This window comes from Yinghuangia aomiensis, from assembly GCF_039542225.1.
Classification (GTDB): domain Bacteria; phylum Actinomycetota; class Actinomycetes; order Streptomycetales; family Streptomycetaceae; genus Yinghuangia; species Yinghuangia aomiensis.
Genome location: NZ_BAABHS010000013.1, coordinates 36,094 through 57,300, shown reverse-complemented (window position 1 = coordinate 57,300; position 21,207 = coordinate 36,094). Strand labels below are relative to the sequence as shown.

Genomic DNA, 21,207 nt, shown 5'->3' with positions numbered 1-21,207 from the left:
GAACCCGCGTGCCTGGAACGGATTTTCGTTCTGAGGGCGACGGTCACGGGCCGTCCGCCGGAACACAGCCATGCGCTACTCCGCGGAGACCGGGGCTAATTGAAAGCGTCGATGATCGACGTCGCGCTGCCGATGATCACCGCGCCGCCGATGACCCAGCCGACCCTGCCGAGCGCCTGGAAGCCCTTGCCGCTGATCCAGGACCACGCCATCATCCCGCCGCAGCCGATGAGGCCCAGCATGACGACCGTCCAGGCTCCCAACTGGACCCAGCCGAGCATGTCTTGCAGCTTCTTCATGAAGTTGCTGCCGTTGATGGACACGTTGCCACTCGGATCCAGTGGTGTCGTCGTGTCGCTGCCGCCGCCCTTGCCTCCGGACGGTTTCGGCGTCGGCGCCATGGGCAGCGCGAGATAAATCCGGATGCCGAGATCCAGCATCGATGCGGCCATGACATCCTCCGAATATCTTCACTCATCGGCGGGTGACCCGACGATGCCCCCGGGCCCGAATTCCGACGGGCCACTCTGTCGAAACTATTGCCTGGTGCAGGGTTTCCGGACAAGCCGGATCACGCGGAATGCAGCGCCCTCGGCGCGGACCCGCCGCGCCGTCTCAAGAACCGCCGCGACGACGGCGCTTCGCGGTGGCGGGCCGATTCACCTGAGGCAGCGTCAAACGGTCCGGCGCCACTACTCCGAGTGGCAGCGCGGCCACGAAAGCGGATGCCTGGGAACCGTAGACGCGACGCAGCAAAACTCTTTCCCGAGGCCCGAGTTCGTCGACGACGTAGCGGGTCGCAGGCAGCGATTCGAGGCTGCCGACGGTCGCGGTGGCCAGGATTCCGTAGCGGGTGATCCGCGGTTCGTCGGACAGCCACGGGTTCGGGCCGGTGGCCGGGCGCCGGACGCGGCGCAGTCCGCGGCCGGCGCCGCCGTCGTCGTCCGGCTCGGGGGCCGGTTCGGGCGCGGGCGGGCCGTAAAGCAGCGTGGCGCGCTTTTCGATGATTTCCTCGTCGGGAATCAGCCAGCGGGACAGGACCGACGGGAAGAAGTCGCCTCCGGAAACGCGGGACATCGCCCAGGTGACGGAATAGGCGCCGTCGTGCCGGTAATGGTCCCATTCGCTCGACGAGTCCACCGGGCCGGCCTGCTCCCAGCGTATTCCGGAGCCGCCTTCGCGGCGTGCCTGCGCGAGCAGTCCGGCGATACTCGGGTCGTAGGCGACGCGGACCGCTTCGGCGAGTTCCTCGGCGTTGAGCGGCCGCGCCGGGCCGTTCTCGGTGAGCTGGAGGCCCGCGGAAAGTCCGGGCAGCCGCCGGCCGATCTCGGTGGCCATTTCCTCGGCGTTGCCGCGGCCGCGTGCGCGGCCGCCGGGCGCGGAGAACGTCAGGGCGATCCGGGCGCGCAGGCGCAGCGGGATCCGTCCGGTTTCCTCGGGCTCCCGGCCGGCGAACAGCCAGTCGAACGCGCCGGTCTCCGCGGCCCAGCGCGGGATTGCCTCCACGGCCTCCCCGCCGTCGATCACGACGGCGTCCAACGTGACGGCCGCGGCGCCGAGTTCGACCTTGGCGGAGAGCGCGCCGATCGACTGGTCCCACATCCCCAGCCACGCGTCGAACTGCTCGGGGCCGACGCCCCGGTGCTCGTCGGAGACGGATTCGAGGACGACGGTGTACTGGTTCGAGGCCGCGAAGCCGAGCAGTGCGAACGGGCGCAGGTAGGCGTCGTAGGACTCGTACAGCTTGGACGTGCCCGCCAAGCCGGGGAGCTTGCAGGATCCGACGAGCGTCACTCCGGGCGGCCCGGCGGTGCCGGGCGCGACGCCGTTCACCCGGAGGTGGGCCGCGGCGGGGCGCTTCTTCTGGGTCACCGCCATGCCCGCACCTCCGACCCGGGCGCGGCGGGCTGCTGGGAAGTCACCGGGCATCCCCTTCGACGTGTTCGGCAGCGGATTGCAGGTCGCGGGCGATCTTGGCGACGTGGCGCGGTGTGGATTCCGGCGACGGCGGTTCGCCGAGGCGCCACGGCTCGTGCCACGGAACCGTCCACACGTGCGGCAGTCCGCCGGCCACCAGCTTCAGCCACTGCTGGAGTTGGCGGGGCAGCTTGCCGGGTGCGTCGGCCACCGCGACGAGTCCGAACAACCGGACGTCGCCGACGGCGCCGGACGCCCATTGGCGTGCCGCGCGTTGGGCCGATTGCAGCCCCGCGGCGTGCGTGCGGGCGACCAGGACGACGCCGGGCCGGATGCCTTGCGGGTAGCGTGGCCATCCGCGGGGACCCGCGTCGGCGCCGCCGAGCGCGGCGGCCAGCGTGGTCGCCCCCGAACCGCCGTGGCACGGCACCCACCACCACGGCGGTGCGTCCTGGGACAGGTCGGGCTCCCACATCGGCAGGCCGCCGGCCGGGATCGGAGCGACGAGCCCGCGCACCGGCACGGAGGCGGAACGCTGCACCGGACGGGCCTCCACGGGGGTGTCCGCCGGAGCGGACGCTTCCTCCGCCGGTACCACCCAGGGGTTCCCCGGAGTTGGCGGTTTCCTAGCCACGAGGCCCCACCCGCACACTCATGAGGACTCCCGGACGCTTTGACAGTCGTGCGATTGCGAGGCTACGGACGGCTTGTCCGGGGCGCCATCCGGAACGCGCGGCCCTGCACGCGCCACCGGGATATCCCGGTCAAACCTCGGAGTTGATCCTGATTTGGGACGCTGGACCAGGCCGTCCCGACCGGCTTCCGACGCCGGTCCCGCGGACGCCGGCGGCGGGCAGGCGCCCCGCCCGATCCGGCCTCGCACCCCTCCGATGGGAAGAGCGCGCACATTGGTGGACGGGCCCATGACCACGACTTCGAAGCAGCCGGGCCGACGGCGGACCCGCGGGGTGCGGAACGGCGTCCGGCTGGCGTCGCTGCCCGTCGCCGCGCTGCTGTTGAGCGGCTGCCTGGGCGGTGGTTCCGGCGACGGCGGCGGGGCGGGCGCGGTGAACCCGACGGAAGCGCCGGAAGCCGCGGACGCCTCGAAACTGCATGTGCCCGCCGGCTTCGACACCGCCCGCGCCTGGCAGTCCGACCAGCGCGGCCGGGTCTACGCGATGGCTCCGGTGGCCGGCGTCTTCGTCGACCTGTCCGCGCAGGAGAACCCGCCCGAAGGAGCGTCTTCGGGCGCGGAATCGCCGTCCCCGGACGCGGCCGCCGATCCCTCGGCGCCTTCCACGGACGAGTCGGCGGACCCGAGCGCGCAACTTCCGGCGGTCATCGCCCGCAAGGCGGGCGACGGCGCGGTGCTGTGGTCGTCCCAGCCGCTGAGTCCGCTGAGTCAGCAGCGCACGCCCGAACTCCACGTCGTCTCGACCGCGCGCGGCGAGTACGTGGTCGTCGTGCGCCGCGGCGTCGTCCCGGCGTCCGGCATCGCCCGGGCCCGCGACCTGGTGGTGGTCGACTCGTTCCCGGTGAACGCGGGCGGCCGGGACGTCGCGGCCACCGCCCACCTGGAACGCGAGGTCGCGAACGGGCTGGACAACGCGCAGGCCGTGGTCGGCGACGGCGGGGTGCTGTTCCCCGGCACCGAGGACGACACCAAGCGGGTCCGTGAAGGGGCCCTGTGGAATCCGCTCACCGGCGCGGTGTCGCCCGTCCCGGTGTCCGCACCGGAGAACCGCCCCTGCGCCACCGACCGGGACGGCTGCGATGTGCAGGACGTCCCGTCGCTCCCGACTTCGGCGGGCATCCTGACGACCGAGCAACCTGCCAGCGACGAGATGCGGTTCGGCCTCCAGGGGAGCTGGAAGTCGGCTGCCGTGGCACCGGAGGGCGCGAGCCGCGGGAGGGTGGTCCAGGTCGTCGGCAGCGTCGTCTTCATCGAGTGGTATCGCGACGACAACAGCGGCAGCATCTACGCGCTGCACGATCTGGCCACCGGCGCCCTCGTGCTGTCCGCCGCATGCGACCTCGGCCTGCAGTCGGAGAACACGAACACGGACCCGGAACTCACCGTGCTCATGTCTCCGCAGGGACGCTACGTCGCCGTCGGTTCGCTGCTCTTCGACCTGTCCGCCGGCACATCGCGCTGCTACAGCGGCGACAGTGCCAACCGGGGCATCCTCTTCAACGCACTCACCGACGGCGGTACGGCCTACGGCACCCTGCGCGACGACCAGGACGACTCGCCGGACCCGGTGGCCGTCAGAATCGCCACGAAGGCCATCGAACCGCTGCCCGAAGGCACGCAGTTGCCCGATCTCGTGACGCACGACGGCGTGGCGCTGTTCAGCATGGTCGAGGACCAGGGCAAGGACGAGGAGAAGGCCACCGCTTTCCTCGTCCCGCCCGCCGTGCCCGGCGCACCGCAGCAGTCCCCCGCCGCTCCGGCTTCAGCGGCTCGGTAGACCGCGGGGGCTCAGTAGTCGGCGGCCATTCCCATGTCCTTGGTGTAGCCGGCGGGCGCGGACGGCGGCTGACCGGATTCGCTGCCCGCGTCGCCGCCGGCCACGTCGCTCGCATCGAGCCGGTAAGCCGGGTGGTCCCAGATCTCCGGCGGCGACGGTGCCATGGGCAGCGGCTCCAACTCGCGGACGGCGTGGCCTTCCCGCGGGTCGCACAGCGCGAACGGCCCGAACTCCGGGTCCATGAGCACGCGCATGTGCGGGTCGGCGTGGTGCAGCCAGAACGTGGACATGCCCAAAGCCGCGTCGACGCGCAGGTATTCGAACGCCCGCCACATCGCGCTGAGCCGCACCAGGGCCTCGGGGTGCCGCCACCATTCGGGGCACCAGATCGCGGTGGCGCGGTTGAGCCGGCGGCAGAGGATCTGCCCGATGTAGTCGGTGACGAAGCTGTCCAGCGACGTGAAGACGAGCCCGCCGTCGTCCTCGACCTGGTCGGGCTCGGGCTCGGGCTCGGGCAGCTCGTCGGCCGGCAGCCCGGTCGGGTCCTCGGGTGGCAGTTCGGGGAGTTCGGATACGTCCGGGCCGCCGTCCGGCCCGTTGTCGAAGATGCTCATGCCGTCTTCCGCAGTTCTTCCGGCATCTCCGACTGGGGGCTCAGCGGGCCCCCGGTTCCGCCGGGTTCGAAGTAGGCGAGGGAGGTGCGGATCTCGTCCGCGTACGGGCCTTCCCACCACGGCACGGGCTTCACGAGCGTCGGCCGCGTGCCGCTGTACTGCACCAGCGCCCGACCGCGCGGCATCGACGCCAAGTCGGGGACGTCCAGGATCGGTTCGGAACGCGAGCCGGTCGAGACGCTCTTGTCGAACAAGTCGTGCACCTTACCGCTTGTCGACTTCGTCAACGGTTCGAAGATGCCGGCGGACGAGGACAGGTCGCCGAGGAACTTGGTGTCCGAGACGCCGCCGCCGTAGACGCGGACGTTCGCCGCGCCCCACAGCTTCGCCATCCCCGTGTCCCCCCACGCCGCCGCGCCCTGGGCCCACGACTGCAGGATCGTCATCATCACGATCCCACGCGAACCAAAGTGCGAGTACTTGTCCGGAAGGCCCTTCCACGGGCAGACGTTCGCCGCCTCGTCCAGCACGAACAAGATCGGCATGTCCACACGCCCGCCGGGCGACGCGATCCCCTCGTTCTCCGCCGCCTCCGCCAACGCCGCGGTGAGCGCCAAGACCAAGGGCGCGGCCATCTTGTTCGTCTCCTCGGACAGGAGGTAGATCGTGTCGGCGCCCTCCTTCACGAACGACAGGTAGTCGAAGTGCGGACGGCTCGGATCCGAACCGCCCGTCACCCACTCCGCAATACCCGGGGCGATCAGGAACGACATGATCTGCGCCGCCGTCCCGTACACACCCGCACGCTGCCGGTCCGGCGCCGTGATCACGTTCTCCACCGCATCCGCCGACATGTCGTGCCCGAACGCCCGCAGGATCCGCTCCGGAGTGTCGTCCGTCGGCCGCGTCAGCCACGTGTAGACCCGCGTGATCGGAAGATTGTCCAACGACGCCGCCAGCAGCATGTTGCTGATCAAGTCCTCCGCCGCCGGCTCGAAGTACGCGTCGCTGCGCGCATGGTCGGGCCGGTTGATCGAAGAGAACCGGCTCGTCATCTTCACCGCACGCACGATGCTGTCGCCGACATACGACAACGGGTTCCAGTACCAGCTCGGCGGCTCCCCCGCCTGCGCCTGCGGGTCGAACACCCACACCCGGCCCCGCCGCATCCGCGAGTACCGCGTCGCGTCCACCACATCGCGCTTGTTGGACGTCACCACCGTCGGCCCCGGAGCCGCCACGATGTTCGGAATGGCCCGGGTCGCCGTCTTGCCGGTACGCGGACCCCAGATGTCCACGTGCATGTCCTCCCACGTGCCCCACAAGTCGGCACTGCCGCGGACCATCCGACCGATCTGCACACCCGGCGGATCCAGACCCGGCAGACCCAGCCGCCGCGCCGTATTCGACGCACCCTTCGTCGTGATCGCCGCCAGCTCCCGCTTCTGCGCCAGATACGGCGCAGCCCGGTCCACCAGGACTTCGCGGCGGCGGTTGAGGGCGACCGCCACACCGATACCCACGCCGGCCGCGGCCACCACCGCGCACATCACGAACACCGCGGCGGTCGCGGTCGCACCGGGCCACTGGTACTTGTCCATAGCCAGCAGCACGACCATCACCGGGGGGAATCCCGGCGGGTTCTCCTGACCCTCACCCGTGCCGATCCACGCCCCGGCCCACGCCACCACACAACCGAGGAACAACACCCCGATCAGCGCGCCCAGCGCCTGCATCTCCGCGTGCGGATTGGGCCCCCGCCGCTTGGTCGTCGCGCTCAACGGCGTCCTCCCCTCACTACCGCGCCCCACCCTGGGACAGCGTCCGCGCGGCCGTCAATGGAGTCGGCTCGGGTCGGCGCTCCGTGTCCTTTCCGGTTTCACTTCGCATCCCGGTCATCCCAAAGCCGCGCCCGGCGCGCGTGCGCGGGATAGCCCCGCGGCCGGGCGTCCCACCAAGCTGGAGGGCATCACCGGAACCAGGTGACCGGGCCTCTACGCCTCTGCCCGCCTGGCCCGCACTCCAAGGAGGACGCAGTCTGATGCCGCGTATTCTCCCCCGCCGCCTGCGCAGTTCGCTTCGGCTGGGCAGCGGCCGGACGACCACGGCCGTCGCGCTCAGCGCCGCCGGCGCACTGGTGGCCGGCATGGTCGTGGCCGGCATGGGCGCGGCCGGCGCGGACCCGAACCTGTCCGACATCGGTGCCTGGCTGGCCAGCGACGGCAAGTCCAGCATTTCGCACGTCAACGGGCTGACCGGCCAGGTCGACGGGCGCGTGCAGCTGCCGAAGAACAGCAAGTCGCAGCTCCAGGTGAGCGAGGACGGCAAGAGCGTCCTCGTCATGGACACCACGACCGGCCAGGTCAGCCGCATCGACCCGGCCCAGCTGACGGTGCCGCAGACGGCGGACTTCCAGGCCGGCACCCAGGTGTTCAGCGGCGGCGGCAAGGCCTGGCTGGTGGACGCCGCCAAGGGCGAGGTCCAGGCGATCGACCCGGTGGCGCTGGCGCCGCTCGGCCCGCCGGTCCCGGTCGGCGCCCGTCCGCTCGGCACCGCGCAGGCGGACCCGAGCGGGACGCTGTGGATCCCGGTGCCCGCCACCGGCCAGCTCGTGCCGTTCACCACGCAGCCGGGCGCGCCCATCAAGGTGGCCGAGCCGGGCGGGGCCATGATGCTCACGCTCGCCTCGGGCCGCCCGGTGGTCACCGACGTGGTCGGCGGCCGGCTGCTCGTGGTGTCCGGTACCGGCATCGAGCGCACCGTCACCTTGCCGAGCGAACTCACCAAGGGCAAGGCGGACAAGCTCCAGGCGCCCGGTCGCAGTGAAGGCCCGCTGGTACCGATCCTGGCGGCCGACACGGGTGTTCTGACGCTGGTCGACATCGACTCCGGTTCGGTGTCCGCGGTGCCGCTCAAGCTCGGCGACCACGACTTCGGTCCGCCGCAGGTGCTCGGCGCCAAGGTCTACATCCCGGACCGGACCACGGGTTCACTGGCGGTCTACAACACCGTCCGCAACGAGTTCGAGCCGCAGCTGAAGGTCACCGGCGTGCCGGGACCGCTGGAGGCGTACGTCCGCGACGGGCTTCTGTGGGTCAACGCCCCGAACAGCGCGACCGCCGCGGTGGTCAACGTGCAGGGCCAGATCCACCTCATCGGCAAGTTCGACACCAACGGCCCCAAGCCCGGCTCGACCGCCTCGGGTTCGGCCGCGCCGACGCCCGGCAAGAGCGTCCCGGAAGGCGGCGTCACCGCCACCGGGAGCCCGTCGGACGACGCGCCGACGGGCGGCGACCCGACCGCCGGGAAGGAATCGCCCTCGGGCGAAGCGCCGTCCGGCAGCGCGAGCGGCCCGCCCGACGCCACGGCTCCGGGAGCGGACCCGCCGGCCGGCGGGGACCTCCCGGGCGATACCGGGAACACCGGCAATACGGGGAACACCGGCGGCACCGGAAACAACGGGAACGACAACACCCCGTCCGACCCCGGTCCGTCCCGGCCCACCGAGCGGCCCACGTTCTCGGTGCCGGAGATCCCGCTGCCGACCCGGCAGCCGACCGATCCGGGACCGGGCACACCGAACACGACGCCGCCCGCGGCAACGTCGGCGCCCACCCAGCCGAACCCCCCGACGACGCCGCCGGCGCAGACGGCCCAGCCGACGCAGCAGCCGACTTCGGCCAAGCCGACCACGACGTCGCCCAAGCCCACGACCACGTCGCCGAAGCCGCCACCGATGAAGGCTCCGGGCACTCCGAAGGCGCAGTCGCAGCCCGGGAAGATCTACATCACCGTTTCACCGGCATCCGGTGCCACACCGACCCGGTACCGGCTCGGCGGTCTCGGCGCCGGCATGGGCGTCAGCCCGGCGTCGATCCCGGCGAAGGGTCCGTTCACCTTCACGGTGACCGGCGGGTCGTGCGAGAAGGAGTACAGCTTCTACGTCATCGCCGACTACCCGAACGGCACGATGAACTCGCCGCGTTCGACGGCCGTCCGGCCGTGTGTCGCGGCCGGGAAGCCGCAGAACCTGGCGGCGAGCGCGGTGTCGGGCGGCAAGGTCAAGGTGACGTGGAAGCCGCCGACGAACACCGCCGGCGAGAAGGTCACGTACACCGCGTCCTGGACGGCGAAGCGCTCGACGTCCGGCGCCGCGCTGGCCGGTGACGGCTCGGGTCTCCTGACCCCGGTCGACTTCGCCGGCGGGGAGGCGCCGCGGCTGGTCGCCGACCCGCCCGCGGTGAACTTCCCGGAGGTCGCCGACGGCATGGACGTGCTGGCCGCGGCGGCGCCGACGAAGGGCAGTGCGACGACCACGTCGACGTCGATCACGTTCAGCGTGGGCGGCGGCGCCGGTTCGTACACCTTCAAGGTGAAGGCGAAGAACGCGGCCGGCACCACGAGTTCGTCGACCGCGACGCTCACCGTGTCGCTGTCCTGGGGCGGCAAGGTCACCGCTTCGCTGACCGTCCCGCCGGAGACGCCCGGGACCGCGCCCTATCCTCCGACCCCGTCCCCCGGCGAGCCCGGGGGCGGCGGCGGCCCGGTGGCGAACGCCGCCGCCATCGTGCCGCCACGCCGCAACGGCTCCGTCCCGACGATGTGACGGCCTGCGGCGCACCGCGGGGCGGTGGCTCCTGCCTGACACCGGCCCGCGGGGACGGCGCGGGCGGCGTGCGGCCGGGGGACCGGAGCACGCTGCCCGCGGCCTGACCCGCCGCGCGCTCCCGAGTGCGGCACGGCGCGCCTCGCTCGCCGAATCCCTCCGAACTTTCCGCCGGCCTCGCCGGCCGGCCATCCCGGTGGGCTGCCGACGCGGCGGCCCGACGACCACCGTAGGAGCACCGTGAGCACGAACCCGCACCCCGCGCCCGTCGGCGGCCCGGTCCCCGGCCCCCCGGCCGACGCGGGCACCCCAGCCGGCCCGAGCGTCGCCTACCACGCGCCCGACGCGCTGCGGCTGTTCCGCGAGTGCTTCCACGCCCTCGCGGACAACGTCGAACGCGTCCTCACCGGCAAGCGCGAGGTCGTCGAGCTGGCACTGACCGCGCTGTTCGCCGAAGGCCACCTGCTGGTGGAGGACGTGCCCGGCACCGGCAAGACGACCCTGGCCCGCGCGATCTCCGCGTCGCTCGACGCGACCTGCCAGCGCGTGCAGTTCACGCCCGACCTGCTGCCGTCGGACATCACCGGTGTGTCGATGTTCCGGCAGACCACCAACGCCTTCGAGTTCCTGCCCGGCCCGGTGTTCGCGAACATCGTGATCGGCGACGAGATCAACCGGGCGTCGCCCAAGACGCAGTCCGCGCTGCTGGAGGTCATGGAGGAGGGCCGGGTCACCGTCGACGGCGTCGCGCACCCGGTGCCGCGGCCGTTCATGGTGGTGGCGACGCAGAACCCGGTCGACATGTCCGGCACCTACCCGCTGCCGGAAGCCCAGCTCGACCGGTTCCTCATGCGCATCACCGTCGGCTACCCGGACACCCGCTCGGAGGTCCGGGTGGCGGCCGGGGCGGTCGGCACACCGGTCGTCGAGACCCTCCCGGCGATCGCCGCGGCCCACCACATCGGCGAGTTCATCGAGGTCGCGCGCAACCGCGTGCAGGCCGCGGAACCGGTCGTCGACTACGCGGTCCGCATCGCGCAGGCCACCCGCACCTCCCCGCACGTCCGCCTCGGCGCCGGACCGCGCGGCAGCGTCGCGCTGATCCGTGCCGCGAAGGTCCGGGCCGCGTCCCAGGAACGCGGCCACGTGCTGCCCGAGGACATCAAGGCGCTCGCGGAGCCCGTGCTGACGCACCGTCTGCTCCTGTCCCCGGACGCCGAGCTGTCCGGCTGGACCGCGGAAGCGGTGCTGGCCGACATCCTGTCCGTCGTGCCGACCCCCGTCGTCGGCGGCCTCGCGGGGGCCCGCAGGTGAAGCCCTTGCGGCGGCCGACCGATCCGGCGCGGCCCGCCCCGCCGCCGGCCGGGCCGCGGCTCACCCCAGCCGGGTACGCGGTGCTCGGCACCGGCGTGCTCGGCTGCGGATTCGGCTGGGGCCTGGGCTACACCGAGGCGGTCGTCCTCGGGCTGGCCGCGCTCGCCGCGGTGGCCGCCGCGCTGCTGTGGACGCTGAAGGTGCCGGACGTCGAGACCCGGCGCGAGGTGGTCCCGGGACGCGTCGCCCGTACCGATCCGGCCTACGGCGTCGTGGTGTTGGCGAACACCGGCTCCCGCACCCTGCGCGGCCTTCGCGCGGAGGACCGGGTCGCCGGACGGCCGATGCTCCCGGTGGACCTGCCCCCGGTGCCGCCCGGCTGCGAGGTCCGGGCCCGCTACCGGCTGCCCACCGACCGCCGCGGCACCGTCGACGTGGGGCCGATGCTGCTGGTCCGCGGCGACCCGCTGGGGCTGGCCCGCCGGGTGCGGGAGTGCGGCGACGTGGAGAGCCTGCTGGTGCGCCCGCGCACGGTGGCCCTGCCGGTGCTGCCCGCCGGACGCACGCACCACCTCGAGGGCCCGACCTCGGACACCGCCGAAGACGGCACCTTGACCTTCCACTCGCTGCGCGAGTACGTGCTCGGCGACGACCTGCGCCGGGTGCACTGGCGTTCGTCGGCGCGCACCGGAACGCTGATGGTGCGCCGGATGATCGACGTCAGCCTGCCCACCACGGTGGTCGTGCTGGACTCCGGCCGCGCCGGATACACCGACCGCGAGTCGTTCGAGACCGCGGTGGACGCGGTCGGCTCGGTCGTCGAGGCGGTGGCCCGCAGCCGCTTCCCCATGCGGGTGATCACCTCCGCCGGGCTGCTGCCGCTCGGCGACAACCACCAGGACGCCGACCACATCCTGGACCGCCTGGCCTTGGTGGACCCCGAGGAGAAGCGCGGCCTCGCGGACGCGCTCGACGCGCTCGAGCGGATCCGCGGCGGCGACACCCTCGTCGTCGTCACCGGCACCGTGCTGCCGCTGCCCGCCGACCGGCTCGCCCGGCTGCGCGGCCGGTTCGACCGGCTGATCGTGGTCCGCTCCGGCGACGGCCGGGACAGCGTGTCCGGGGTCCGCACGGTGCTGCTGGACCGGCTCGACGATCTGGTCCCGGCCTGGCGGCGGGAGGCCATGGCATGAGCGGAGGCAGTGCGGCGCGTGCACCGCGGCGCCGCTTCCGCAACGGACGCGGTGAGGTGCGCACATGAGTTTCGACGGAGCCGCGGACACCGTCGTCGTCCCGACCCAAACGGGCGCGGCCAAGAGCCCGGTCGACTGGGACCGCGCGCCCAAGCCGCGGCAGCGCGGCGCGGCCGCGACGCTGTGGCGGCGGCGGCTGTGGTCACTGCCCGCGGTGGCGGCGCTCGCTGCGGCGGGCGGGATCGCTTACCACCCGATCTTCGGGCTGTCCGCGATCGTCCCGGCCGTCGCCGTCTCGGCGATCGTGCCGGTGCTCGTGGCCGCCCTGTGGAACGCCGCGGGCCGCCCCGCCAACCGGCCGCGCCCGCTGCTCGGTTCGCTGGTGCTGACGCTGGCGGCCTGGGTGCTCGCGGTGTCCGCGTCGACGTACCGGAGCCGGGCGTACGCGCATGTGCTGCCCACTCCCGGGCTGCTGCGCCGGATCGGCGCCGACCTGCTGGACGCGCCGCGCGGCGTGCTGACGACCGTCCTGCCCGCCCCGGACCATCCCGAGCTGCTCGTCCTGGTGTCCGCGACGGTGTGGATGGCGGCCTTCGCCGGTGCCGAGACCGCGCTGCGCTCCGGCAGCACGGTGCTGCCCGCGTTGCCCGGCGTGCTGATGCTCGCCGTCCCGGTCGCGCTGTCGACGGATGCGCCGGGCCACGGCGTCACCGCGGCCGCCGCCGCCATCGGCGCGGCCGGCCTGCTGCTCGTCTGCCGTGCGCCGGGCCGCCGTTCGCCGTGGCGGACACTGCTGGTCGGTGTCCCCTGGGTCGCCCTCCTCGCGGTCGCGGCGGGCTTCGCCGCCCCGCACGCACCCGGCGTCGGCACGCCGCCGGACCTGCGGGACAACGTCGCCGCGCCGCCGCCGGTACGGCTTTCGGGGGTCAACCCGCTCGACCGCATCTCGGCCTGGCTGCTCACCCCCGACCAGCCGCTGTTCACCGTCGCCGGCCCCGCCGACCCCGACCGCTACTGGCGGTTGACGGTGCTCGACCGGTACGACGGCACCACCTGGTACCCGGTCGGCGGGCTGCGGCCCACCGGCGGACGGGTGCCCGACGACGGGCAGAGCCCCGTCACCAAGCGCACCAAGCAGCGCGTCACCCTCGACCAGCTGGACGGCGTGTGGCTGCCGGCCGCGGATCGCCCGGCGAGCGTCACGGCGCAGGGCCTGAAGCTCGCGGTCGATCCGACCAGCGGTGCGGTCGCCACCGGGTCGGGGCTGCACCCGGGGCTCACCTACCAGGTGGAGTCGCAGGTCCCGACGTACGACCCGGACCGCCTGCAGTACCTGGCCACCGCGTCCGACCCGGCCTACGCCCAACTGCCGGACCTGGACGCCGCGTCGGAGCCGATCCCGATGGTCGAGGAGTTCCGCAAGATCGCGGAGAAGGCGACGCAGGGCAGCCAGTTCCCCTACCAGCAGGCGCTGAAGCTCGCGGACTGGCTGCGCGCCAACAACCGCTACGACATCACCGCGGTGCCCGGCCACTCGTACCGCAACCTGCGCTTCTTCCTGGAGTCCAGCAAGGAGGGCACCTCGGAGCAGTTCGCCTCCGCGTTCGCCGTCCTCGGCCGGTCCCTCGGCCTGCCGACCCGCGTCGTGGTCGGCTTCTCCCGGGGCACCCAGCTGCCGGACGGATCGTGGCGCGTGGACAGCGGCAACGTGATCGCTTGGCCGGAAGTGGAGTTCGAGCAGGTCGGCTGGGTGCCGTTCTACCCGACGCCCGGCGAGGCGGGCCGGTCCGGCAGCCCGAAGAACGACCAGACCACGGTGGTCCCGCCGACCGCCGCGCCGCCGTCCGCCCCGCCGCCGCCGTCGCGCGCCGACAAGGACCGCGACATCGCCCAGGAGCAGCGCCCCGAGGGCGTGGTGAGCCCGATCGCCGACGCGCCCGAGGACGGATCCACTCCCCTGTGGTGGTGGGCCGCTCCGATCGCCGCGCTGGCCGCGTTGGCGGTGTCCCATGTGGGTGTGGCCGCGGCGGCACCGGGCACGTTGCGGCGCCGACGGCGCCGCGGGCCGCCCGGCGCCCGGGTGTTCGGTGCGTGGCGGCAGATCGGCGACCGGTTCGGCGACCTGGGCATGCCGCACGCGGAGGCCCGGACGGTCCGCGAGGTGGCCGACTTCGGCGCCGAGCGCCTGCCCGCCGAGCTGGCCGAACGGGTCTCCGGCCTGGGCACGTTGGTCAACGAGGCGAGCTATGCCGACCGCGACGTGACGGGCAAGGAGGCCGACGACGCATGGCGCGTCTGCACCGACGTCGAGCACGCGGTGCGCCGCGCCGACGGCCGGGAGAAGCGCCGCACGCGGATGGTGCGCGCGCTGTCCCCGCGCACGGTCGTGGCGACGCTGCGGCGGCGGTGAGCGGAACAGGCGGGCACGACGCCGGGAACGGCGCTGCGGTGGACGGCGGTACTGCGGGCGCGGTGCTGCGGGCGGAGAACGCGAGGGGACAGGCGATATGGAGACCCGCACGATGACCGAACCGTCCTACACCGACCCGGCGTACCCCGAACCGCCCTCGGGCCCGCCGGGCTACGCGGAACCGGTGTTGAGTCCCCCGCTGTGGTTCGAGGCGTTGGACGAGGCGCGTGCGGAAGCGGCGCCCCGGTTCGGATCGGCACCACCGGCCGCCACGGCGGCCCCGAACCTGCTGAAGCCGCCGCCCGTGCCGGTCAACCGGATGCCCATGGCACCGCCGCCGGTCGGGCTTCCCGACCCGCCGGTGGCCGCCCCGCGCCCGGCACCGGGGGCGCCCCCGATCCCGGCCGATCCGGATGCCGAGGACCTCTTCGGCTGGGACTTCGACCAGTCCGCCGCCGCCGAGCCGCTGTGGCCCGACGAGCAGCTGCCGCCGTGGCGCAAGCTGTGGTTCAAGGTCACGGTCGTGGTGACGGTGCTGCTCGTGGCCGGGGTCGCCGCGGTGTTCGTCCTGGCCGACGACCCGAAGGAGGCGCCCCCGCCGCCCGCGCCGAGCCAGGCTCCGGCGGTGGCCGTCGACCCGCAGAACCTGGCGGCGCTCCAGCCGCGCGACGTCGCCGCCGCCGCGTACGAGGGACGGCTCCAGGTGACCTGGTCGGCTCCCGAGCGCACGGACGGCGTGGTCGGGTACTTCGCCGCGTCGCAGACCCCGGCGGGCGACCTGCTGGACCGCGTGCTGGTGGACAACGGCGAGCTGGTGGCGGTCTTCTCGGGTCCGGCGGCGGCCGCCGACGCGTGTGTCGTGGTGACCACGGTGGTGCGCGGCGAGCCCGCGCTGATGCTGGCCAAGAGCGAGCCGGTGTGCCCGGGGAAGCCGGCGAGCCCGGCACCGTCGGGCGGGGCGAGCCCGGCACCGGGTGCCTCGGCGCCTGCCGGATCGGCTCCGGCGTCCGCTCCGCCGGCGTCCGCTCCGCCGGCTTCGGCACCGGCCGGTGCGGCGCCGGGCGAGGGCTCGTCCGACGACCAGATGATGCCGGGCACCGTCCCGGGCGAGTAGGACGCGCCGCGCTCCGCGGCCTGCCGGAGGCGGGGAGCGCGGGGCGGGAGCCAGATCACGCGGCGCCCCGGATGGCCGCCGCGACCCGGCGTATAAACGAATGAGGAAGCCCGTTTCGGTCCTGGGCACTTCGCCGTCGGCGCGGGTGCTTTGCGGATGCCGCGGCCCACCCCCCGTCCTCTCACTCGCGGAGCATGCGATGCCAGAGTCCCCTGTCGTTCCCGGCTGGCCGGTGTTGACCATCGAGGTCACCGGGGACGGTTTCACGGTCGCCGGGGAGCCCGTCGAGGTCGCGCCCGGCGAGTCGCCGCGCGAGGCCGCGATCGCCATGGTGGCGCGCACCGCGCAGTCCCTCGGGCGGCCGGTGCGTGCCGAGGCGATCGAGGCGGACGGCACGGTCTTCCCGCTCGTGGTCAGCCCGGACGGGGAGGTCGGCGAAGCGGCTCCGCCCATTCCGCCGGCCAAGTCGCGGCGCGTCCTGAAGCGGCGCAAGCCGGCCGAGCCCGCGCACGATCCCCGGCCGCTTCCCCTACCGGCACCCGCGCCGGCTCAGGCACCTGCACCCGCACCGACGGCCGAGCCTTACGCCGCGTCCGAGCCCTACCCCGCGTCCGAGCCCTACCCCGCGCCCGAGGCCTACGACCCCGAACTCCCGGTCGCCGGAGTCGCGGCACACGATGTGGACGGCCTAGCCGTCGGGGGACCCGAAGCCGACATCCCCGAAGCCAACATCCCCGAAGCCGAGACTCCTGAAGTCGAAAGCCCCGCGGTGGAAAGCCCCGCAGTCGAAAACCCGCCAGTCGAGCGCCCGGCCGCGGCAACGCCGTCCGTCCCGAGCCCGAGGGACGCGTCGACGCCGACGCCGACCCGCGACCAGCAGGCGAGCCTGCGCACCATCCGCGCCGCGCTCGATGTCAACAATCCCGCCCTCGCCATGGAGTTGGCCGACGTGTTTGCCCGAGAGACCGCCACGCAAGGCGACCCGTCCGCGACCCTGGCCGCCCGCGAGGTGCATGCCTACGCCGCTCTCCGGGCCGGCTCGACGGAGCAGGCAGTGACCCTGTTCGCGCAAGCCGCCATGGCCCGCGTCGAGCAGGAGTCCGAGGTCGCCCGGGCCGACACCCCCGACCGGTGGGCGTGGCGTCTCGTGCAGAACGCGCACTACTGCTGGCTGCAGGTCCAGGACACCGAGGAGGCCTACGGGCTCAGCCCGTTCGTCCTGGGCGCCTACTCCGCCGTGGGGGCGCCCGACGCGGAGGCGGCGCTGGCGGCGCGCGCCCACCAGGAGCAGTTGCGCCGACGGCTGCTGGCGAGCTGACCCCGCGGCTCCGGCCGGGCCGGTCAGGAGGCGGCGGAACGGTCCGCGAACTCCGCCCGCCACACCCGGCATTCGGCGACGTACGCGGGCAGGTGCCGTCCGGCGAACTCCTCGGCCGACCACGGCTCCGCAGGGGTGTCCGCGCCGTCGGGGGCGACATACGTCCATGCGTGGCCGCCACCGTCCAGCGGCAGGCGGAGCAGGTCGTACAGGTCTTCCTCGTAGGCGTCGAGGACGTCCCACTCGGCCGCGGTGACTCCGGTCAGCAGGATGCCCGGCACGTCGGCGGACGGGTCGCGGACCAGCACCGGGTACACCCGGTCCGGCAGCGCCGCGGCCCGCCAGCCGGGCACCCGCGCGGGGCTGCGGTCAGGTATCCGCCCCAGCAGCACGGCCAGCACCTCGGGGAACATCAGGCTCCCGTAGACGAACAGCCGGTCCGGGTCCGCCGATCGGCGGTCCGCCCGGGTGGAGCCGGCCGAGTCCCCCGGGTGTGAGGGGGTCCCGATAAGCGGCATGCAGCACCTCCGTGATCACCGCGGTGTCCGCGTCGGCGAGGCGGACGAACCAGTCGAAGCCGGCCGGATAGGCCCACAGGTAGGAGCGGAGCCGGGGATCGCTGCCCCGGTCGGCGAGGACGTCGGCGATGTGCCGGTCCGTCCAGAACGGCACCCGGGCCCGCGCGTGCGCCGCGCAGGCCCGCACCGAAGCACCGGAGTTCACCGCGATGTGCAGCTCCGCCCGGACCAGTTGGAGGTAGTGATCGAGCCGGACCCGGGTGCCGAGGACCGTGTCGTCGGGCACCACGAACAGCGGCAGCGCCTGCGCGAGGCCTTCCAGCAGGACCTGGGTGGGCCCGTGCACGGAGATCATCCGCACCCATGGCACGTCCTCGCGCCCGCAGCGGTCGGCGAAGGCGGCGCACTGCAGGCCGTGGCCGAGGACCTCGTGCAGCGCGAACTGGCGGGCGCCGACCTTGGTGAAGCGGGCGTTGCGCGGGTTGATGCGCAGGCGGACGTGCTGTCCTGCGCCGTCGAGCCAGTACGCCCAGTACTCGTCGACGTCGACGCACTCGACGGACAGCCGGTAAGGCGCTTCGGAGCCGACGGCTTTGCGCACCGCGGGCTCGTGGTCGGCCACGGCCGCGAGGATCGCCTTGACGGCTTCGTCGGCGGGGAGGGGTTCTTCGAGGCCGCGCAGGGCGTCCTCGGTGCCTTCGTCCCAGGCGATGCCGTGGGCGGCGAGACGGGTGCGGACGGCGTCGCCGCGTTCCGCGACGTAGTCCTCGGGCCAGCCCGCCGCCCCGCAGCCTTGCGTGGCGCGGACGTAGGCGTCCAGGTCGGGGCGTTCGCCGAGACGGGAGCCGAGGTAGGCGAGGTCGGCGCCCAGGCGGGCGGCGACGGCCGGGTGGCCGTCGGCGGCGATCGGGGCGGCGAGGGCGGTCAGCCGCTCGTACACCTCCATGCGGTCGGCGGCTGCGGGCACCGGCGGCGTGCCGGGTGCGGGCGGAACGCAGTCGAATTCGACGATTCCGGGGCCGCCACGTTCCACTTCCATGCGGTGCCACGCACGTATGACGCCCTCCAGCGCGTCCCGCAGCTCGCGGGCACGCGCGGCACCGGTTTCCCCCCTACCCGCCACCACGGGCAACCTCCCAATGCAGGGTGACGAATTGGTTGGGCTTCAGGTCCTCACGCCCCAACGTGATGTCCACCTCGTCACCGTCGACCGACCAGCGTACGTGTTCGTCGATCGACTGGGTGGCCCCGTCCGGATGCTCTTCCAGCGCGGCGACGTCCCGCAGTGCGGCGAGACCGCGTTGGTGGACGTCGATGGTGAGGCGGAGCGTGGCCCGGGTGATGGCCTGGCGCCAGTAGTGCGCGTCGACGAAACGGCCGCCGGTGCAGCGGTAGGCGATGGTCGCGCTGCCCATGGGAGGGACGGGCGGCGAGACGCGGCAGGCGAACTTGGCGAGGGTGCCCGCGTCGTGGATGCGCTCCACGGCTATCTGGTGGCGGGCGGTGGGCAGTGCGGCGATTTCCAGGGGGCCTTCGCCGTGCTCGAACCACAACTCGCGGGCGAACCTGGTGAGTGGACGGTCCGTCAGATTCAGCACGGTATGCCGGTAGGTGAGGTTGACCCAGCCGTCCTTGTCCACGTCGATGGCGATGAACAGCTCGAGTTCGACGACGCTGTCGGCGAGTTTGGGGCGCAGCGCCGGGGGAACGGATTCGGGGTCGAAGGATTCGCCGTCCTCCCACGGGCGGGGGGCGAGGCCGAGGAGTTCGCCGGGGATGCGCAGGGCGTCGGCGACCCGTTCGACGACGTGCTGCTGGCGGACCCGGGCGCGGCCGCGGATGTAGTCGCCGACCCGGCTCGGGGTCATTTCGCACAGTCGCGCGAGACGGCTCTGGGTGAGGCCGGCGTGGTCGCGGGCGAGCGTGAAGATCGCCCCGATGTCGCGGTCGGCGCACGCCCGGCGCATGGCAGGCGTGTTGAGCAGGCTGTGCGGCAACGGGCTCTCGCGGTCAGCCGCGCTCATGTCCCCAACTCCCTGTGCGCCGTGCTCATCGGATTGGCCGACCACGAAGTTACCGGCAAGTTTACCGGGAACGGGTACCCGGCTCGGCCTTTTTTGGTCACCACCGGACTACCGATACTCGGTCCTCGTGCGGGATTCCGGCTGCTTCCGGGCCCCAACGGCCGGGGACCCTCGCACATTCCATCAGGAGGCCCTCGGCGCCCCCTCGGGATTTTGCGGATCTTCCCGGTAGGCACGGGCCCGGGACAGGAGCGACGGTGATACCCGGCAAGACCGGAAGCGACAACGGCGGATCCGGTGCGGCCCGGCCCGACCGGATCGCATCGCCGCCCCGGCCCGAGGGAGATGGCATGCGCGTGGCGCCTGAGCCGACTCGGACACCTGTTGCCGCCTCGTCCGAACTCCGGGCGGCCATAAGGCGCGACGTGCCCGGCGACGCCCGGGAGTACGCCCGGTGGGCGTCGCGCAAGCTGGCCGAGGCGGTCCGCATCATCGACGACACCGAACGGCGCCAGCGCCGCGCGGTGTGGGACCTGCTGTGCGGCGGCCAAGCGGTCGCGGCACGCACGATGGCCGAGGCGATGGGCGCTCCGCTGCCCTCCGCGGCCCGGGTGGCGGTCGTCGCGTGCGGCGACGCCGACCCGGACGCGATCGCCGACCTGCTCGACCGCGGCGATCCGCCGGCGTGGGTGGTACGGAGTCCGGGTGACGCGGCGTCGCTCGTGGCCCTCCTGCCCGCCGTCGGCTCGTCCGTGGCCGGAATCCGCCCGGGTGCCCCCTCGCCCGGCGGAGCCGACCCGGCGCTTCCGGGGGTGGTCCGGGAACTGACCCGGCGCCACCCGCGGACCCGGATCGGTGTCTCCCCGGTGGTGGACATGACGCGTGCCGCGGTGGGCTACGCCCAAGCACGACACGCGCTTTCCGCCGCCGGACTGGCACCGGAGGGCTACGCGCGGTTCTGCGCATGGCTCGACCCCGAGTTGCTGATGGCCCGTCAGGCCGCGGTCTGGGCGGACGGGGTCCTCTCCCCGCTCGCCCGGCACGAGGCCCGGCGGCGCAGCGACCCGGACGGCGCCGACCTGCTCGACACCCTGGACGTCTGGCTTGCGACCCGGCGCGGCGCCGGGGAACGGCTGGGCATCCACCGCAACACCCTCAGCGGGCGGCTGCGGCTCGTCGAACGGCTGGCGGGCCGCGACCTGGCCCGCGTCGACGACCGCGCGGAACTGTCGCTCGCGCTGCGCGTCCACGCGCTGGTCCGGCACGGAGCCTCGGACGCCTTCGGCGCCGTGGACCCGGCCGGCCGGGATCGTCCGCTCGGCTCCGCGGGGGGACGCAACGACGCGTCCCGCACGGCGGTTCCGGGCGACGAGCCGCACCGGCTGCCGCTCGGTCTGCCCGCACTGCAGGAGTGGGCGCACGCCGGGCTGCGTCCGCTCGCGGGCGGCATCGGCGGGCCGGACGCGCGCACGCTGCGCGTCTGGCTGGACCACGACGCGCGCCTCGCGGCGGCCGCGTCGGCCCTGTCGTTGAGCGTGCCCGGCGCACGCAAACGGCTCGTCCGCATCGGCGGCGTGCTCGGCCTGGACCTCCTCCACGCGGCGAACGCGGAGGCGGACCTGTGGCTGGCGTTCCGTGTCGCCGACCGGCGGCTCTCCACGGTCCTCGCCGACGAGGAGAACCGCCGGGCTTCCTGATTCCGCCGGCG

The 21,207-nt window shown here is 73.5% G+C and carries 16 protein-coding genes; 8 read left to right on the top strand and 8 right to left on the bottom strand.

Features of this window, described 5'->3' with window-relative positions:
- Positions 1-95: 95 nt before the first annotated feature.
- From ABEA93_RS19140 to ABEA93_RS19130, 3 genes are all read right to left on the bottom strand, one after another.
- Positions 96-452 carry a TrbC/VirB2 family protein gene (locus ABEA93_RS19140; protein WP_345676832.1) on the bottom strand — a complete coding sequence of 119 codons (357 nt, stop codon included), beginning with the start codon at positions 450-452 and terminating at the stop codon, positions 96-98.
- 163 nt (positions 453-615) lie between these two features.
- Positions 616-1,878, bottom strand: coding sequence for an SCO6880 family protein (locus ABEA93_RS19135; protein ID WP_345676831.1), 1,263 nt, complete (start codon positions 1,876-1,878; stop codon positions 616-618).
- A gap of 40 nt (positions 1,879-1,918) precedes the next feature.
- Positions 1,919-2,458 (bottom strand): DUF6668 family protein, encoded by a 540-nt coding sequence (locus ABEA93_RS19130; RefSeq protein ID WP_345676830.1) that lies wholly within the window; start codon positions 2,456-2,458, stop codon positions 1,919-1,921.
- 382 nt (positions 2,459-2,840) lie between these two features.
- On the opposite strand from ABEA93_RS19130, the gene ABEA93_RS19125 reads away from it, so the two are divergent.
- Positions 2,841-4,388, top strand: coding sequence for a hypothetical protein (locus ABEA93_RS19125; protein WP_345676829.1), 1,548 nt, complete (start codon positions 2,841-2,843; stop codon positions 4,386-4,388).
- A gap of 11 nt (positions 4,389-4,399) precedes the next feature.
- Here ABEA93_RS19125 and ABEA93_RS19120 read toward each other — a convergent pair whose 3' ends face one another.
- Both ABEA93_RS19120 and ABEA93_RS19115 read right to left on the bottom strand, forming a co-directional pair.
- Complete coding sequence (locus tag ABEA93_RS19120; protein ID WP_345676828.1) at positions 4,400-5,002, bottom strand: DUF4913 domain-containing protein; 603 nt, start codon at positions 5,000-5,002, stop codon at positions 4,400-4,402.
- A complete protein-coding gene (locus tag ABEA93_RS19115) occupies positions 4,999-6,783 on the bottom strand; it encodes a TraM recognition domain-containing protein (RefSeq protein ID WP_345676827.1) in 1,785 nt (594 codons plus the stop codon). Before ABEA93_RS19115 ends, ABEA93_RS19120 begins: the two co-directional genes overlap by 4 nt.
- A 260-nt stretch (positions 6,784-7,043) precedes the next feature.
- Between ABEA93_RS19115 and ABEA93_RS19110 the strand changes: the two genes are divergently transcribed.
- The 6 genes from ABEA93_RS19110 (at position 7,044) to ABEA93_RS19085 (ending at position 16,957) form a co-directional block, all read left to right on the top strand.
- The gene (locus tag ABEA93_RS19110; protein WP_345676826.1) at positions 7,044-9,608 is read left to right on the top strand and encodes a YncE family protein; all 2,565 of its coding nucleotides are present in this window, start codon (positions 7,044-7,046) and stop codon (positions 9,606-9,608) included.
- 240 nt (positions 9,609-9,848) lie between these two features.
- Complete coding sequence (locus tag ABEA93_RS19105) at positions 9,849-10,922, top strand: AAA family ATPase (protein ID WP_345676825.1); 1,074 nt, start codon at positions 9,849-9,851, stop codon at positions 10,920-10,922.
- Positions 10,923-10,927: 5 nt separating this feature from the next.
- Positions 10,928-12,115 carry a DUF58 domain-containing protein gene (locus ABEA93_RS19100; protein WP_345676824.1) on the top strand — a complete coding sequence of 396 codons (1,188 nt, stop codon included), beginning with the start codon at positions 10,928-10,930 and terminating at the stop codon, positions 12,113-12,115.
- Between the two features lie 64 nt (positions 12,116-12,179).
- Positions 12,180-14,525, top strand: coding sequence for a transglutaminase TgpA family protein (locus tag ABEA93_RS19095; RefSeq protein WP_345676823.1), 2,346 nt, complete (start codon positions 12,180-12,182; stop codon positions 14,523-14,525).
- 112 nt (positions 14,526-14,637) lie between these two features.
- Positions 14,638-15,639, top strand: a complete 1,002-nt coding sequence (locus ABEA93_RS19090) for a hypothetical protein (RefSeq protein WP_345676822.1) — start codon at positions 14,638-14,640, stop codon at positions 15,637-15,639.
- 199 nt (positions 15,640-15,838) lie between these two features.
- Entirely contained in the window at positions 15,839-16,957 is a 1,119-nt protein-coding gene (locus ABEA93_RS19085) for a hypothetical protein (protein ID WP_345676821.1), read from the top strand.
- Between the two features lie 23 nt (positions 16,958-16,980).
- On the opposite strand, the gene ABEA93_RS19080 is transcribed toward ABEA93_RS19085, so the two are convergent.
- The 3 genes from ABEA93_RS19080 to ABEA93_RS19070 are packed head-to-tail and all read right to left on the bottom strand — an operon-like array spanning position 16,981 to position 19,499.
- Positions 16,981-17,370 carry a gamma-glutamylcyclotransferase family protein gene (locus ABEA93_RS19080; RefSeq protein ID WP_345676820.1) on the bottom strand — a complete coding sequence of 130 codons (390 nt, stop codon included), beginning with the start codon at positions 17,368-17,370 and terminating at the stop codon, positions 16,981-16,983.
- Complete coding sequence (locus tag ABEA93_RS19075; RefSeq protein ID WP_345676819.1) at positions 17,327-18,601, bottom strand: hypothetical protein; 1,275 nt, start codon at positions 18,599-18,601, stop codon at positions 17,327-17,329. Before ABEA93_RS19075 ends, ABEA93_RS19080 begins: the two co-directional genes overlap by 44 nt.
- Positions 18,588-19,499 (bottom strand): helix-turn-helix domain-containing protein, encoded by a 912-nt coding sequence (locus ABEA93_RS19070; RefSeq protein ID WP_345676818.1) that lies wholly within the window; start codon positions 19,497-19,499, stop codon positions 18,588-18,590. The genes ABEA93_RS19075 and ABEA93_RS19070 overlap by 14 nt, the downstream gene beginning before the upstream one ends.
- 350 nt (positions 19,500-19,849) lie before the next feature.
- Between ABEA93_RS19070 and ABEA93_RS19065 the strand changes: the two genes are divergently transcribed.
- Positions 19,850-21,196, top strand: coding sequence for a PucR family transcriptional regulator (locus ABEA93_RS19065; protein ID WP_345676817.1), 1,347 nt, complete (start codon positions 19,850-19,852; stop codon positions 21,194-21,196).
- Positions 21,197-21,207: the final 11 nt, after the last annotated feature.